The organism is Marinomonas lutimaris, from assembly GCF_019426345.1.
GTDB lineage: Bacteria > Pseudomonadota > Gammaproteobacteria > Pseudomonadales > Marinomonadaceae > Marinomonas > Marinomonas lutimaris.
Genome location: NZ_JAHLLW010000014.1, coordinates 15,364 through 31,298 on the forward strand (window position 1 = coordinate 15,364; position 15,935 = coordinate 31,298).

The 15,935-nt window shown below is 45.6% G+C and carries 14 protein-coding genes; 4 read left to right on the plus strand and 10 right to left on the minus strand.

From position 1 onward, the window contains the following. Positions 1 to 75: 75 nt before the first annotated feature. The 8 genes from KPL72_RS15060 to KPL72_RS15095 all read right to left on the minus strand — a co-directional run bounded on the left by KPL72_RS15060 (position 76) and on the right by KPL72_RS15095 (position 8,558). Positions 76 to 483, minus strand: coding sequence for a Rid family detoxifying hydrolase (locus KPL72_RS15060; RefSeq protein ID WP_212916508.1), 408 nt, complete (start codon positions 481 to 483; stop codon positions 76 to 78). Positions 484 to 505: 22 nt separating this feature from the next. Then, a complete protein-coding gene (locus KPL72_RS15065; RefSeq protein WP_219703478.1) occupies positions 506 to 1,723 on the minus strand; it encodes a M20 family metallopeptidase in 1,218 nt (405 codons plus the stop codon). Between the two features lie 10 nt (positions 1,724 to 1,733). Next, entirely contained in the window at positions 1,734 to 3,149 is a 1,416-nt protein-coding gene (locus KPL72_RS15070; protein WP_219703479.1) for a M20 family metallopeptidase, read from the minus strand. Between the two features lie 51 nt (positions 3,150 to 3,200). Further along, a complete protein-coding gene (locus KPL72_RS15075; protein WP_212916511.1) occupies positions 3,201 to 4,034 on the minus strand; it encodes an ATP-binding cassette domain-containing protein in 834 nt (277 codons plus the stop codon). Beyond that, a complete protein-coding gene (locus tag KPL72_RS15080) occupies positions 4,034 to 5,029 on the minus strand; it encodes an ABC transporter ATP-binding protein (protein ID WP_219703480.1) in 996 nt (331 codons plus the stop codon). The genes KPL72_RS15075 and KPL72_RS15080 overlap by 1 nt, the downstream gene beginning before the upstream one ends. A 16-nt stretch (positions 5,030 to 5,045) precedes the next feature. Beyond that, complete coding sequence (locus KPL72_RS15085) at positions 5,046 to 5,963, minus strand: ABC transporter permease (RefSeq protein ID WP_212916513.1); 918 nt, start codon at positions 5,961 to 5,963, stop codon at positions 5,046 to 5,048. A gap of 10 nt (positions 5,964 to 5,973) precedes the next feature. Further along, positions 5,974 to 6,891 carry an ABC transporter permease gene (locus tag KPL72_RS15090; protein WP_212916514.1) on the minus strand — a complete coding sequence of 306 codons (918 nt, stop codon included), beginning with the start codon at positions 6,889 to 6,891 and terminating at the stop codon, positions 5,974 to 5,976. 92 nt (positions 6,892 to 6,983) lie between these two features. Next, complete coding sequence (locus tag KPL72_RS15095; protein ID WP_219703481.1) at positions 6,984 to 8,558, minus strand: ABC transporter substrate-binding protein; 1,575 nt, start codon at positions 8,556 to 8,558, stop codon at positions 6,984 to 6,986. A 198-nt stretch (positions 8,559 to 8,756) separates the two neighbouring features. Here KPL72_RS15095 and KPL72_RS15100 point away from each other — a divergent pair, with 198 nt between their 5' ends. Then, positions 8,757 to 9,701, plus strand: coding sequence for a LysR family transcriptional regulator (locus KPL72_RS15100; protein WP_219703482.1), 945 nt, complete (start codon positions 8,757 to 8,759; stop codon positions 9,699 to 9,701). A 110-nt stretch (positions 9,702 to 9,811) separates the two neighbouring features. On the opposite strand, the gene dsdA is transcribed toward KPL72_RS15100, so the two are convergent. Together dsdA and KPL72_RS15110 are read right to left on the minus strand one after the other, a co-directional pair. Continuing rightward, entirely contained in the window at positions 9,812 to 11,134 is a 1,323-nt protein-coding gene (dsdA, locus tag KPL72_RS15105; RefSeq protein WP_219703483.1) for a D-serine ammonia-lyase, read from the minus strand. A gap of 29 nt (positions 11,135 to 11,163) precedes the next feature. After that, a complete protein-coding gene (locus tag KPL72_RS15110) occupies positions 11,164 to 12,651 on the minus strand; it encodes an amidase (protein ID WP_219703484.1) in 1,488 nt (495 codons plus the stop codon). Between the two features lie 439 nt (positions 12,652 to 13,090). Here KPL72_RS15110 and KPL72_RS15115 point away from each other — a divergent pair, with 439 nt between their 5' ends. The 3 genes from KPL72_RS15115 to KPL72_RS15125 are packed head-to-tail and all read left to right on the plus strand — an operon-like array spanning position 13,091 to position 15,929. Then, complete coding sequence (locus tag KPL72_RS15115) at positions 13,091 to 13,774, plus strand: thermostable hemolysin (RefSeq protein WP_212916519.1); 684 nt, start codon at positions 13,091 to 13,093, stop codon at positions 13,772 to 13,774. Further along, on the plus strand, positions 13,771 to 15,264 hold the full coding sequence (locus KPL72_RS15120) for an AMP-binding protein (RefSeq protein WP_249422281.1): 1,494 nt from the start codon (positions 13,771 to 13,773) through the stop codon (positions 15,262 to 15,264). The genes KPL72_RS15115 and KPL72_RS15120 overlap by 4 nt, the downstream gene beginning before the upstream one ends. Beyond that, positions 15,261 to 15,929 carry an iron-containing redox enzyme family protein gene (locus KPL72_RS15125; RefSeq protein WP_219703485.1) on the plus strand — a complete coding sequence of 223 codons (669 nt, stop codon included), beginning with the start codon at positions 15,261 to 15,263 and terminating at the stop codon, positions 15,927 to 15,929. The genes KPL72_RS15120 and KPL72_RS15125 overlap by 4 nt, the downstream gene beginning before the upstream one ends. Positions 15,930 to 15,935 lie beyond the last annotated feature (6 nt).

Here is a 15,935-nt window from a genome sequence, read left to right on the forward strand (position 1 = left end):
GCTTTTACATACTGAAAAAGCAGTCTAAGGGAGGTATGAAGAAGTTAGTAAGAGATAGAAGGAAAAAGTAAAAAGTTAAGTAACAGCAAGGGACCAAACTGGATCTGGAATCATCATAATGGCTTCCACTTGCATCTTGGCATCCATTGGCAATGCACTTACCGAGACAACTGCTCTTGCAGGAAGTGGCGAACTAAGGTGATTAATCATTTCCTTATTGAATTCAGCTAGATTCGCCATATCTTTAAGATAAATAGTCAGCTTCACCACATGTTCAAGTGAACCACCAGAGGCCGTTGCTATAGCACTCAAGTTATGAAAAACCTGAGCGGTTTGTTCGGCAATCGAGCCTTGCAACAATGCATTAGTTTCAGCTATGAGAGGAATCTGTCCAGATAAAAACGCCCAGTTTCCAGACTTTATTGCTTGTGAACAAACATCAGATTCAGATGGTGCTAATTCGGTTTCAATTGGGTGAAGCATAGCGCTCTCCTTATAGAAGCCTTTATGGCAAAAGCAATACACTTTTCGCTACAGCTTGAGTACGAGGAACAAAGGTATCCAGCAAACAAAGCTCGCCTTCGGTGTGCATTTTCGCGCCCACAGGCCCAGTTCCACACAAAGTCGGAACTCCCATCGACGAAGTAAAACCGGCATCCGAACACCCGCCGGTAAATTCCCCTTCAACGGAAAACCCTAGCGACTCGGCCTGCGTTTGATAATGCGCCAATAACGCATCACTCATGCTTGATTCAAACGGATGAAACGCCGATATCAATCGCACCGAAGCCGTCACACCATGCAATCTAGGCATATCAATAATGGCCTGAATGGCGTCCATTGCATCGACCATTTGCTCTTTGGTAATGTAACGTAAATCCAAACGGGCCTTGGCTTCTGCCGCAACTGTGTTAGAAGACATACCACCGCTAATTAAACCAACATTGGTCGTAACACCGCTTTCGTAATCGGTCAACGCATGCAGTTCAGTGATGATTAAGGCCAAGCCACCAATAGCGCTGGCACCATCGGCGTGATTTACGCCAGAGTGCGCCGCTTTACCTTTGACAACAATCTCAAAGCTCGCACCGCCTTTTCGAGCCGATACCACATTGCCACTGATACGACCAGGTTCGGCATTAAATACCGCTTTCGCGCCCTTCACCATTTGCTGAATAACATGGCGACCTTCTGGCGAACCAATTTCTTCATCGCCAGTAAATAAGCCAACAACGGGGTGAGGCAATGCATCGATATCAGAGTTATTCAACAAATGCTGCAAACCTCTTAACACAAAACAATTCAGCACCAAGCCAGATTTCATGTCCGCCACGCCTGGCCCAAACGCCGTCATGCCGTCACGCGTAAAACCTCGTGTTACAACAGTGCCTTTAGGGAAAACCGTGTCTCTGTGTCCCATCAGAAAGATGGCCGGCTGAGAATCTTTTTTATCAAATCCAGAGCCAATACGTGCTTCCAATACATCACCAGAACTATCTGATTTATGCCAATGACATTCGATACCGTCGGCTTCTAACCAAGACGCCATTAACTTTCCAGCCGCATCAACGCCTTCTTTGTCATAGCTGTTTGAGTCGGTATCAACTAATTCTTGCAGACACTGAATCATCTCGTCCTCTTGAGTGGCTAGCCAATCACAAAGTAAATCCGCATAGGGCGCAAGCCCGCTATTGCTTACCTTTTTTACTGTCGCTAATGTCATGTCGTTCTCCTTAACGTTTTGCCTGAATCGATGAACCTTGTTCTGATAAATCCCAAAAAAGCCCCGTCATAATCTGCAACGCCTCACGACACACTGGCGCTAATACGTGTTCATTTGGCGCATGTTGACTACAAGCTGGATAAGAGTGAGGCACCCAAACGGTGGGTAAATTGAGAATATTGGCAAACACATCATTTGGTAATGAGCCGCCTAGATTAGGCAATAACACTGGTTTCTTTCCCGTTGTTTGCGCAAGAGAACCCAAGGCCCACTCCACCCAAGGGTCCTCTGGATCAAGGCGTGTCGCCTCCATCGTATGGCCGCTATCAGTGACTTCAACATCACCAAAACCATGTTGATCCAAATGATCTCGAATGTGTTTTAAGAAGTTTTGACTATCGCTTTCGACCACAAAACGCAGCTGACAATGGGCGCTGGCGTAACCGGGAATAGCATTTACAGGCATCTCTGGATTGCCGGTTTTACAGGCCAACATTTCTAAAGTGTTCCACGCAAAAACCCGCTCTGCTGGGGTTAAATCGGGCTCACCCCAATTAGGATCAATGGCTGGGCTGTTTACTCCTTCTCCCACGGGAATGTCTTTTAAAGCAACACGTACAGATTCTGGCAAACGCGCAGGTAATAAGCCTTTAACGAGAATCTTGCCTTTGGCATCCACCATAGACGCCCAAGCATGGGCCAAGCGCGTACCAGCGTTGCTCAATAAACCGCCCCAATTACCAGAATGATGAGCGCCATCGCGCAACAACACTTTCATATCAAAATTAAAACCACCTCGCGATCCAAGGAAAATGGTCGGATGCTCAGCACTTAATCGTGGGCCGTCAGAGGCAATAAACAAATCCGCCGCAAGCTCCTCTTTATGAAGCTCACAAAGCTCTGCTAACCCTGGTGATCCAGCTTCTTCACCCATTTCTAGAATCACTTTGACGTTGAATCCTAGCTTGCCATCTTTCGCATCAATCACCTGTTTTAATGCTGCAAAGTTAATCGTGTGCTGACCTTTGTTATCCGCTGTTCCTCGGCCATACCAACGGTCGCCATCCACCACTACTTTCCAAGGTGACAATCCAGCTTTCCATTGATCATCATAACCGCGTACCACGTCGCCATGACCATAAGTCAGCAGCGTTAGTTGAACAGGATCCTCGATTCGTTCCGCAATCAAAAATGGCCAAGAACCCGGTTGATTTGCTTCGGTAACTGGATTGGCAACAATGCGTGATTGAAAGCCCAAAGAAGCAAGCTCGGGCATAATAATGTCTTGCAAATAAGCGTGTAACTGATCAAAATCCTCGTGATTTTGGCTCTCACTATGAACGCTAACACGCTGTTCTAACGCCGAAAAAAAAGCACCGGAATCAAAATAAAACTCCGCACCTTGAATGGTCGATTGACGACTCATGTTGTCTCCTTAAAAAAATAAAAGCTAGGCAAAAAGGTAAAATCAAACCGATTAAGAAGCACGATCCCACGCGCTAGAATCCAACACCTCAGGCAAGCCCAAAGCAGGTTCAGGTGTTAAAACAGAAGACAACAAGGCTTGGGTATAAGGGTGTTGAGCATTTTGAAAGATCTCTTCCCGTGTACCCTGCTCGACAATTTTGCCGCGATACATCACCGCCACTCGATCCACCAAATGTTCCACCACGCCAAGGTTATGGCTGATAAATAAATACGTTAGTCCTAGCTCTTTTTTCAAATCCATCAATAGGTTAAGAATTTGCGCCTGCACAGACACATCCAGCGCCGAAGTCGGCTCATCACACACCAAGATGTTAGGTTTTAGAATCAAGGCACGAGCAATAGCAACCCGCTGACGTTGACCACCTGATAATTGTCCTGGATAATTTTTTAACAAGCGCTCAGGCAAACCTACCAAATCACTGATGTCTTGCACGGCTTTTTGCTGACTTTTAGCGTCGCCAATTTTATGCAACTGCAAGGGCAAACGGATAATTTGTTCGATGGTTTTTCGTGGATTCAAAGACGAATAAGGATCCTGAAAAATCGGTTGTAGCTGACGAGACATCGACAAACGAGAGCTTGCCCCTCGCATCTTGTCATTAATCAACACATCACCATCGGTCGGTTCTAATAAACCTAGAATCATTTTCGCCAAGGTGCTTTTCCCGCAGCCAGATTCGCCAACCAAACCCAAGGTTTCACCGGGACGAATGCGTAATGAAATACCGTCCACCGCTTTTAGCAATGTAGGTTCTTTAAATGCGCCATTTTTAAGATAAAAATGACGGGACAAATTCGATAGTTCCAAAGCGTATTCAGCCATTACACCGCCTCCTGAAATGACGTCGTCGCAACAGGACAACGTACTTGATGGGCCTCTGAACCTAAATGATTTTCCAAACTAGGCGAACGGTAACAACACTCGCCAATCGAGGCACTGCAACGGTTTTCAAACGCACAACCTTTAAGCTCGCCAATCAAGCTCGGCACCACGCCCGGAATTGATTCCAAATGACTACCTGGTAAGGTTTTGCCTGGAATTGGAATGCAGTTGAGTAAGCCCTTGGTATAAGGATGTTGTGGATCGGCAAACAAATCTTGCGCGGAAGCGGTTTCCACTACTTGTCCGGCGTACATCACCGCCACACGATCGGCAATACGCGCTACCACACCAAGGTCATGAGTAATAAAAATAACGGCGGTGCCGAACTCTTGCTGAAGCTCACGAATCAATCGCAATATTTGCGCTTGAATCGTCACGTCTAATGCCGTAGTTGGCTCATCCGCGATAATCAAGTCTGGTTCACACATCAACGCCATGGCGATCATCACCCGTTGACGCAAACCTCCCGATAATTGATGCGGATACTGATCTAAGCGCTTTTCTGGATACGGCACACCAGCACGCTCCAATAAATACACTGCGCGTTTTTTGGCTTCGTCTTTGCTTACTTTTTTGTGTTTGATAATGCCTTCGCAAAGCTGATTACCCAAGGTATAAGAAGGATTCAGCGAAGTCATTGGCTCTTGAAAAATCATCGACATGCGCATGCCGCGCACTTGATTGCGTTCTTTTTTCGATAAGGATAATAAATCCATACCATCGAAGTACATTGTCTCAGCGGTCACTTCTGCACGCTTCGGCAACAAGCCCATCAACGCCATAGACGTCATGGATTTACCACACCCAGATTCCCCTACGATGCAGAGCATTTCGCCTTTATTCACATGCAAATCAATACCACGTACCGCACGTAAATTGCCATTTGGCGTTGGCAGACTGACTTGTAAATTTTTTACGTCGAGTATTCGTTTCATGATGTCTCCTCTGGCCTCAATTCCGGCCTTCTGGCGCGTTCATATCACGCAAACCGTCGCCAACTAAGTTAATCGCCAATACCAACACCATCAATGCAATGCCAGGAATCGCAATAACCCAAGTTTTGAAAAACATGTACGCCTTGCCTTCCGAAATCATTAATCCCCAAGAGGGCATTGGCGGCTGAACGCCCAAGCCTAAAAAGGACAAGGTCGCTTCCAGCAAGATGGCATGAGCCATTTCCAAGGTCATCACTACAATCAGCGCACTTAAAATATTGGGCAATAATTCCCGCACTAAAATATAAGTAGTTGATGCACCTAATACTTTTGCCGAAGCTATGAATTCAGCATCCCGCAATTGCTGAGTCGTGGAGCGCGCCACCACTGCGAAGCGATCCCATAACAGCAAGCCCAATAAGATGATTACCATTTGTAAGGAGCCGCCGACTAAAGCCGACATCGCCAAGGCCACAAGAACAACCGGCATGGCCAAACGCGTGGTAATGATGTAACTGATCACCGCATCGACTCGACCACCGAAATAACCCGCCAGCACACCCAATGTCGTGCCAATCAGCCCAGAAATAAGCGCGGCGGATAAACCAATTGTCAGCGAAATTCGCGCCCCGTAAAGCAAGCGACTTAGGTAATCTCGCCCCAATTTATCAGTGCCAAAAACATGTTCCCACGAGCCTTTTTCGTGCCAAACGGGTGGAATCATGCGCTGTGAAATATTTTGTAGATAAGGATCATGAGGCGCCAACCAAGGTGCTAAAATCGCCAGTACCACGATCAGTCCCAGAATAATCGACCCCATTAACAAACCACGGTGACCCAAGAAGCGATTCATCATGCGGCGCCACTCGGGAACCTCTGGTAAAAAAGTGCTGGCGCTCGCAGCCGTTGAAACAGTAGAAGTAGAATCAGACATAGTAGACACCTCAGCGGACACGCAAACGTGGATCAAGCATGGCGTTGATCACATCCGCTAGAAAAGTTAACAGGATATAAAACACCGCAATAATCAACACCACGGCTTGCACCACTGGATAGTCATTACGGGTAATCGCATCCCACGCGAGCTGGCCCAAACCTTTTAAAGAAAACACCGACTCGATGACCACCGAACCGCCTAACATAAAACCCAGTTCAACCGCCGCTAAAGCCACCACAGGAATCACCGCATTGCGCAGTGCATGTTTAAAAATGACAGACGATTCATTCAAACCTTTAGAGCGAGCAGTACGAATGTAATCGGAATTCAAAACTTCCAGCATGCCAGTACGCGTTAAACGCATCATGGCTGGCATGGCGTAATAACCCAGCGCAATAGCAGGTAAAACAAAATGCTGCCATGTCTCATTACCGCCCGCAGGTAACCAATGCAAATTCACCGCGAAAATTACGATTAAGGTTAAACCGAACCAAAAACTTGGCATGGCTTGACCAATAACCGCGATGGTTAACGCCAAACGATCAATCCAAGTATCTTGTTTTATAGCAGCAATCACGCCAAGAGGAATGGCAATCACAGTTGCCAATGCTAATGCCAAACCGCCCAAAGTCAGTGTCACCGGCAAACGATCACTAATCAGTGACATCACGGTATCTTGAAAATAATAAGAACGACCAAAATCCAATTGAACTGCCGACCACAGCCAATCAAAGTATTGATAGACCATGGGTTTATCCAAGCCAAAATCGATACGAATTTGCTCTACCTGTTCTGCAGTAGATTCTGGACCCGCTATAGAAATGGCCAAATCGCCTGACAAATGCAGCAACATAAAACTCACGATAGATACAGTAATCGCCACACTAAACGCCACCAGTAATCGACGAAATATAAATACCAACATAACCTCTCCCCAAAAACGCCTAGATGCCTTTGAACATTAGGCACCTAAGCGCAAACTAGGACACTTACGCACAGCAGTAAGCGTCTTACTCATTACTTCCAGCTTGATTCTACAAAGCGAGGTAATTCATCAGGATAAGCGGTGAAATTCAGCTCCTTACTGAAGGCGTAGTTACTTGAATAAGAAAACATGGGTGCCCAATAAGCCGCTTCTGTGATTTTCTTAATCGCTTCACTGTAGTTTTTCTTACGAATTTCAGGATCAACATTGGTATCCGCAGCATCCAATAAAGCCATCACTTCTTTGTCATGATTGATATCGTCTGCCCCCCCATTAAAATAAACACTGGTCATGGCTGATGCGTCGTTTACAGAGTAAGAACCCCATGTTTGGAACGCCAAAGGCACGTTTCCTGATCGCTGCTCTTTACGCAATGCCGCATAGGTCAACATGTGCATTTTAGAAGTGATACCAACCGCGCGAAGATCACCTAAAACAGCCTCGGCTAAATCCATGTCTCGATAAGCATAAAAATCGGTTTGAAAACCATTTGGATAACCAGCCTCGGCAAGCAAAGCCTTCGCTTTTGTAGGGTCGTACTCGAATTTTTTCCCAGCAGACACGTCGCAACCAAACTGAGAAGGGAAACATGGTGTATAAATCGCACGGCTACCGCCACGTACCAATTCGTTCGCTAGCGCGTCACGATTAATCGCATAATTCACTGCTTCACGTACCAACTTATTACGAAATGGCGAATCCTTTAAGGCCTCGCTGCTGGTATCCATTGCTAAATAGCCCACTCGCATAGTTTCGGAGCTAATCACTTCTAGGTTTGGCATCATTTTCATTTCATCTGCCTGATCAGACGGCACTCGCCAAGTCCAATCAACGCCGCCTGTCATCAGCTGAGCAAGACGAGCATCTGGGTCAGGAATGACTCTAAATTGGATCTTACCGATGGCTGGCTTTTTAATTGGACCACCTTCAAAATAGCCTTCATACCGCTCTAAATTCGCCCCTTCACCACTTAGCACCTCGGTGATTTTATAAGGGCCAGTACCAATTGGCGCTTTGGCATAGCCTTCAATGCCAACGGATTTAAAATATTTTTCAGGGAAAATAGGCGTTGGACCAGATAAATATTCCAATGCCGCTGGGAAAGGCTGTTTCAGCACCAAGCGCACTGTGTACTCGTCAACTTGTTCCGCATGATCAATCCAATCGACGTTTTGGCGGGTGACGATTTTAGACTCAGGTGACGTTACATAATTAAAGGTGAAAGCCACATCCGCTGCACTAAAAGCATCGCCGTTTTGAAAAGTGACGCCTTTACGCAAAGTGAAAAGCAAATGAGTCGGATCTTCCCACTTCCAGCTGGTTGCCAACAAAGGCTGATACTCGCCTGTTTCCATGTCTCGATAAATCAAAGTATCCCAAGCAAGATGCGACAAAATAATCCCTTCCCGCACATTGTTGTGATAAGGACTGACGTTTTCTGGCTCAAGTCCCACGGCATACACCAAGGTATCATTCGCTTTATTAGCAAGTGCTGGCGCAGCCGCACCCACTAAAGAACATGCAATAAGAGCGCTGACAAAAGTTCTACGTGAAGCGCGGTCTAATACTGATAATAGAGCAAACTTATTCTGACTGAGTTTTTTCATCGTTTCGTTCCTTTTAAGCCCTTTAAATTTGATATTCATGTAATGCAACTTTCATTCACACTATGCAAAAACAACCATTGCCACAATTAAAAAAAATGCAAAGAATCGTTGCCAAAAAGGCATGACTGTGGCGAAATATCAAAATACTAAAAACGCTATAAAAGCTGCTAATATTCATAAAAGTGCAGGAAAAACACGATGAAAGCCGCATTACGTTTACAAGACACCGCGTTACGCTACTTTTTAGAGGTCGCAAGATATGGATCGATAAGCGAAGCTTCCTTGCACCTAAATGTAGCAGCGAGCGCTATAAGTAGGCAGATAAATAGCCTAGAAGATATTCTTGGTACAACCCTGTTTGAACGCCGCCCTCGCGGCATGGAATTGAGTGCAGCGGGTGAAATGTTAGCCGTGTATGCACGTAAGAACGCACTAGAATCGGACAGAGTTGTGTCCGAAATTGCCGCTTTGGAAGGTCTAAATCGAGGTCATGTAAACATCTCGTGTTCGGAAGGTTTTGCGATGGAATTCTTACCACGTAACATTGCAAATTTTCGAAAAAAACATGAAGGTATTCATTTTCATATCAATGTCAGCTCACCTGCGGAAGTATCGCGGCGTGTTAGTCATGGCGATGCTGACATAGGCGTTACTTTAAATTTGTCTCCTGCCAAAGATATCCAAGTCGCCTATCGACAGCCCTCACCCGTCGTTGCTGTTGTCCATCCAAACCACCCATTGGCCAACAAAAAAACCGTCACTCTCGCGCAATTACAACCCTATCCGATTGCCTTACCAGAAGAAAACACCACAGTAAGACAGCTGTTTGATATCTGTTGCAGTCGTTTAAATCTGTTATTCGATCCCGTTTTGGTATCCAACAACATGGCGACATTAAATCGCTTTACGACCTATGAAGGCGGCGTGCATCTTGCGGGAGAAATATCTATGCGCCACCAACTGGCTGCCAACGAGCTAGTTGCCATCCCGATTCGAGACCGAGGCATGGACATTCGCAATATTGAAGTACAAACCCTATCTGGCCGCACCTTACCTGCAGCAGTGAGAGTATTTTTAGATTACATGATCGAAAAAATGCAGCATGAAGAGAACATTGAGGATATAAACTTGGCACTGTCGTAAAAGCACCGCTGCGCCGCTATTAAAGAGAAAAAAATAGAGGGGAAGAAAAGAGCCAAAGCATTACTTTTGGCTCTTTCATTAAGACAAATGTACTTTAAGACAACAAGACTTTAAGACAGCAAGGCTTGGCCTTTTTCATAATAAGCTTTTCTTTCTTCTTCCGGCACCATGTCGCCACCGGTTGCCCAGATGATATGTGTTGCTTGCAACATTTTATCGCCAAGCTGGTGAGCCGTTAGGTAATCACCGCCCTCAGTTAACACTCGCAGTACGCCACTTACACCCGCGGCGCCAGACGGTTCCACTGGAATACTTTCTGCATCCACCAGCATGGCCAAATGACGATACATATTATCATCAGAAACCGTATAAATACCGCTGAGCAGCGAATCCATCATAGGGCCAACAAAAGCAGAAGGTCGGCCAACTGCCAAGCCATCAGCACAGGTTTGATTATCAATGCCCAGCTCTTGCACTGAGATGCCATTATGCAAACCCGTTTCCATACCTAATACCATGCAAGGAGAATGCGTAGGCTCAGCAAAGAAACAATGCACATGATCAGAAAATACTTGTTTTAAGCCAAAAGTAATACCGCCAGGTGCGCCACCAACACCGCAAGGCAAGTAGACAAACAAGGGATGGTCCTTATCGACAACAATGCCCTGCTCGACTAGCTGTTTTTGGAGTCGTAACGCCGCTACGCTGTAGCCTAAAAATAATGACTTGGAATCTTCATCATCGATAAAATACGCCGTGTCTTTTTGCATGGCTTCCTGTCGCCCTTGCTCCACCGCCACACCATAATCGGCAGTATGTTCAACAACATTGACACCTTTACTTCTCAGCAAGGCTTTTTTCCATTCACGAGCATCAGACGACATATGAACCGTGACATCAAAGCCCAGTTTGGCGCTCATAATGCCGATACTCAGGCCTAGATTTCCAGTTGAGCCAACGACGATCTGATGCTTGGCAAACAGCGCTCGAAAAAGCTCAGAACCCAATACCCGATAATCGTCGCTAGTTTTTAATAAGCCATTTGCTAGCGCCAAACGCTCAGCATGCAACAAGACTTCATAAATACCACCACGAGCCTTAATGGAACCCGCAATCGGCAATTGATTGTCGCACTTCATCAATAAACGACCGAGGACTTCTAGATTCATCGAATCCGACAAGGCATGCTGCATAGCAGGAATGGCCTTTAATTCAGATTCAATAATGCCGTTAGTGACAGCTGTTTCTGGAAACACTTGAGCAAGATAAGGCGCAAAACGCGAGAGTCGATCTGAGGCATCTAGCATGTCTGACATTTGCAGAGACAGCTTGGATTGAACCTCATCAAAACGCACTTTTTTCGGATTGACCCAAGTAATTTCCTGCAATGCAATGAGCGACTGCACAACAGGGGTAGAAATATAGTCAGTCACTTAAATACTCCATGAAAGCTTTCGATAAATTAGAATCCCATAAAACCGTCTGTATTTTTCAATGCAGGCAAACCAGACAACATAGCAATATCGACTCTTGGGCGCGCTAGATCGGGCGTTTTTTCTAACAAGGCTTCTAACGCTTTAGCAAACGCCAAGGTAGATAAATCATCACCGCGTCGGCCAATAATCTGTAAACCAAACGGCATGTTGTTTTTGTCTCGCCCAACAGGCAAAGTCACAGACGGATGACCCGTTAAGGTCGATGCATAGGCCATAGAAAGCCAGTGATAATAACTTTGTGTCGGCTTGCCATCAATCTGCTCTGGGTAAAGTTCATGCCAATCTCGTGGGCTAATGGTCGTGGTTGGCGCAAGGATAAAGTCATATTCTTCGAAAAACATCTGCCACGCTCGATACATGACGGTTTGTTTGTTCAGCGCACTCACCACATCTAATGCGCTGTATGACTCGCCTTCTTCAATATTCATCAGAATATTTGGCCCCATTTGATCAGGGTATTTGCGAGACAAATCACGATGATGTCCCGAAAAATTAAGCGCTCTTAGAACGGCAAAAATATGATCAGCGTTCTCACAGCTAGGATGGGCGTTGTCACATTGGGCGAATACAGCGCCAAACTTGTCGATTTTTTCTTGGAAGGATTCTTTAATCAGTTTTTCCGTCATGGCAAAACCAAAGTCGTTGGTAAACGCCACTTTCGCACTGCTCAAATCAAAGTCTGGCAAATGACGATAAGCATCGGCGTTATGTTGCCCAACGCCTTCCACTATAGAAACCCAAGGGTCTCGACGATCAGGGCGAATCATCTGCGATAACATCAAACCAACATCTTCGACAGAACGCGCCATTGGTCCATTGGTTGATATAGGAATTAAGCCAATTGGCCGACTGTGTCCCGGCACCACGCCCGGTGACGGACGAAAGCCAACCACGCCACAAAAGGCCGCAGGATTACGCAAGCTACCACCAGTATCCGATCCGGTTGCTAATGGCGTCATGCCACAAGCCAAAGCCACCGCCGAGCCGCCAGACGAACCAGCTGCCGAGCGCGTCACATCAAATGGGTTCGCCGTTGCACCATAAACCGCATTGCGTGTATTACCGCCCGCACTCCATTCTGGATTATTGGCTTTGCCTAATGACAAGGCACCAGCTTGGCGTAACTGCGCGACCATTGGGTCATCGGATGTAGCCATATTATCTTTGTAAATTGTGCTACCGAATGTTGTTGGGAACCCCTTAAGGTCAACCATGTCTTTTACGCTCAGAGGCAAACCATGTAACGCACCCAGCGGCTCGCCTTTATCAATGGCTTTTTGAGCTTGCTTTGCTTGAATCATCAAATCGTCTGGATCACAAGCAACAATGGCATTCACCGCATGATTCACCGCATTCATTCGTGCAATACAACTTTGCGCCAACTCCATAACAGACAATGACTTTTGCGCCATCAAACGGCGCGCTTCAGCTGCGTTTAGATCACATGCTTCCATCCATACCTTCTTAGTGAGTTCTTCACATTGTCATTAGAATGGAACGATGTTAAGCCGCAAAAAGGCATCGAAAAAGCGGAATAATTCGAAGGTATCCATGCATTTTAGGCAAAGCAAAATCAAGAGCTAACCTTAGGATCAGAAAAGCAGCCCTACCTTTTCAACAAAATATAACGATATTTTTATATCACATTGCCATCCAGTGCTTAATTTCCAAGAGTTTTCTTAAGAATCCTTAAGAAAACTCTGTTTTTGAAGAGATCAACACATCTTAAAAAGACTAAAAATCAAACATAACCCAATGAAAATAAATGCTTTTTTCTTGATAAATGAACGGTGAAATTAATTTGTCAATATTAATAAATTAATGATTAGGCATAAGGTTTTCTTAATCCTAGGCCTTTAATCTGAAGCTATACAAATTGAGGGGGTTTCCATTATGCAGCATTCAGATTCAGTACATACCGACACCATGCGAACCAAAGTCGCTACCCCAACTATGCCCTATGAGTTTGTTGCTGCAAATGCAGACGGTTGCGCTAGACGGGATTTAGAAATCTTTGTTAAAGACGGGTTTGCAAAAAAATATCAAGCCGATGTAAACACTTTCATGCCGATTCTTCTTGGCATTAAAGCGCAAGGGTTAAGAGCAGTGATGGGCGTTCGTCGCGGCACTCAGCCACTATTTGTCGAACAGTATTTGCCTATGTCTATTACCGAGAGCTTACAAGAACACGGCATCTGGACAGAACGCGCCAGTGTTGCAGAGTTAGGCAATCTTTATAGCCAAAACCAACGCTTTACCTTGCCGTTATTAATGACAGTCGTAATGGGTTTGTATCTATCTGATGTGAATTATTTGGTTTTTGCCGGAACAGATAAAGTTCGCCAACTACTTGGCAAGCTGAAATTGCCACTGACCTTTTTAGCAGATGCAAATCCAAACCTACTAAAAAATGACGAAACACAATGGGGAAGCTATTACGACAACAACCCTAAAGTAATGTTTTTGGATGTAAAAAAAGCAGTCGCACTAGCGCTGCAACAACCTGAACTTGAAGCCTTAATGGATCTTGTACAAGCGAATTTTCAACACTTATTGCAGCAGCTAAGGAACGCATGATGTGGTATTTCTCTTCTCCAGAATGGGCCAATAAAGTCGCCCTAATACAACAAGACAAACAGCTCACTTATCAAGCATTAGCCGATGCCGTAACTGCTCGTAAAAACTGGTTAATGGAGCAACAAGTGTCTCGTGTCGCCATCGTCATGGACAACACCATTGAGTGGGTTTTATTTGATCTAGCCTGCCAAGCAGCAGAGCTTTGTTGTGTGCCAGTGCCGAGCTTTTTTAGCCCGCAACAAACCACACACTTGTTAAATGAAAGCGGCATCGAATTGATGCTGACACAAGACAACAATAGTCCCAGTAACAGCTCAGCTAACCATGACGCAACAGACAGCCCATTTGAAGGGGTTTATGTTACTCGTTTAACAGTACAACACGCACCACGAATTCCAACGGGCACCAACAAGATCACCTTTACATCTGGCACAACAGGCAGCCCGAAAGGCGTTTGTTTGAGCAACGAATCCCAGCTAAATGTCGCCCATTCCATTGCTGATGCCGTGGCATTACAAGATGTTCGTCACTTGTGTTTATTGCCTTTGGCGACCTTGTTAGAAAATATTACAGGGATTTATTCGCCTCTTTTGGTCGGCGGAGCCATCATTCTGGCAAGCCAAGAAGAGCGCGGCTTTAGTGGTAGCCGTTTGACTCAGCCACAGCAGTTACTGACATTAATCAGCCAGCAGCAGCCAACCAGTTTAATTTTAGTGCCAGAGTTACTTTCTTTGTTTGTTGGCGCCTGCCAACAAGGTTGGAAGCCGCCTAAATCTTTGCAGTTTATCGCGGTTGGCGGCGGTAAAGTTGCGGCTGGTTTGGTACAAAAAGCGCATGCTCTTGGTTTGCCTGTTTACCAAGGTTACGGCTTATCTGAATGCGCGTCTGTGGTGTCATTAAATACACCTGCGCAACAGGACCAAGCTTCCGCTGGTGCCGTGTTGCCTCACAATCAACTACACATTAAGCAAGGTGAATTGGTGATCACTGGCAACCTATTCCTTGGTTACCTCAATCAACCCGACAGTTTTTATCCACAAGAAGTACGCACTGGCGATTTGGTCAGTCTAACCAATGGTTTTCTGAATATTGATGGTCGCCAGAAGAACATCATCATTAACTCTTTTGGTCGCAACTTATCACCAGAATGGGTAGAAGCTGAACTTATGGCGACAGGGTATTTCCGCGAAGCATTAGTGTTTGGTGAAGCAAAACCTTATTGCGGGGCATTACTCAGCCCTGCAGCAGCAAACATCACCGAAGAACAAATTCAACAGGTGGTTTCCATGGTGAATCAACAGTTGCCAGATTACGCCCGCATTAGTACTTGGCTCCCTCTAGCGCAGCCATTGATGACAATTCCTGGCATGGTCACCGCTACTGGAAAACCGATTCGCGACAAAATTCTGGCGCACTTTACAGACCAAATTGAACTTTTATACCAAGACAAGTTTTCACAATTAAATACCGTATATGGAGAATCCCTATGACACTTTACCAACGCCTACAACAAGAAACCCTAGCTGAAAGACAATACTTGGTGACATCACCTATTATCCAACGTTGTTTTCATGGCCAAATTACCTTAGAAAACTACGTCGACTTTTTGACTCAGGCTTATCACCACGTCAAACACACAGTGCCATTATTGATGGCGGTGGGTAGTCGTTTACCAGAAGAAAAAGAATGGCTACGTGAAGCCGTTGGCGAATACATTGAAGAAGAAATGGGTCATCAAGAATGGATCCTAAACGACATCGCTGCCTGCGGTGCAGATAAAGAAGCGGTACGCAAAAGCCAACCCGCATCAGCAACGGAATTGATGGTGGCGTACGCCTATGATGCGGTCAATCGCATTAATCCATTGCGTTTTTTCGGTATGGTTTTCGTACTGGAAGGCACCAGCATTGCCTTGGCAGATAACGCCGCAGAGCAAATCAAAAACAAACTCGACCTGCCAGCGAATGCCTTTAGCTACTTACGTTCGCATGGTTCATTGGATCAAGAACACATCGTCTTCTTTGAAAATCTGATGAATAAAATCACCGATAAAAACGAGCAAGATCAGATCATTCATAGTGCGAAAATGTTTTTCAAATTGTACGCCAACATTTTCCGTGAGCTAGATGGCGCAGCTCAAGCCGACGCGGCATAGGAGAAG

Coding starts and splice junctions, on each gene's coding strand:
- KPL72_RS15100 (WP_219703482.1), top strand. CDS start 8,757: ATGAAAGCCGCATTACGTTTACAAGACACCGCGTTACGCTACTTTTTA.
- KPL72_RS15080 (WP_219703480.1), bottom strand. CDS start 5,029: ATGAAACGAATACTCGACGTAAAAAATTTACAAGTCAGTCTGCCAACG.
- KPL72_RS15125 (WP_219703485.1), top strand. CDS start 15,261: ATGACACTTTACCAACGCCTACAACAAGAAACCCTAGCTGAAAGACAA.
- KPL72_RS15095 (WP_219703481.1), bottom strand. CDS start 8,558: ATGAAAAAACTCAGTCAGAATAAGTTTGCTCTATTATCAGTATTAGAC.
- KPL72_RS15070 (WP_219703479.1), bottom strand. CDS start 3,149: ATGAGTCGTCAATCGACCATTCAAGGTGCGGAGTTTTATTTTGATTCC.
- KPL72_RS15090 (WP_212916514.1), bottom strand. CDS start 6,891: ATGTTGGTATTTATATTTCGTCGATTACTGGTGGCGTTTAGTGTGGCG.
- KPL72_RS15065 (WP_219703478.1), bottom strand. CDS start 1,723: ATGACATTAGCGACAGTAAAAAAGGTAAGCAATAGCGGGCTTGCGCCC.
- KPL72_RS15120 (WP_249422281.1), top strand. CDS start 13,771: ATGATGTGGTATTTCTCTTCTCCAGAATGGGCCAATAAAGTCGCCCTA.
- KPL72_RS15060 (WP_212916508.1), bottom strand. CDS start 483: ATGCTTCACCCAATTGAAACCGAATTAGCACCATCTGAATCTGATGTT.
- KPL72_RS15085 (WP_212916513.1), bottom strand. CDS start 5,963: ATGTCTGATTCTACTTCTACTGTTTCAACGGCTGCGAGCGCCAGCACT.
- KPL72_RS15115 (WP_212916519.1), top strand. CDS start 13,091: ATGCAGCATTCAGATTCAGTACATACCGACACCATGCGAACCAAAGTC.
- KPL72_RS15075 (WP_212916511.1), bottom strand. CDS start 4,034: ATGGCTGAATACGCTTTGGAACTATCGAATTTGTCCCGTCATTTTTAT.
- KPL72_RS15110 (WP_219703484.1), bottom strand. CDS start 12,651: ATGGAAGCATGTGATCTAAACGCAGCTGAAGCGCGCCGTTTGATGGCG.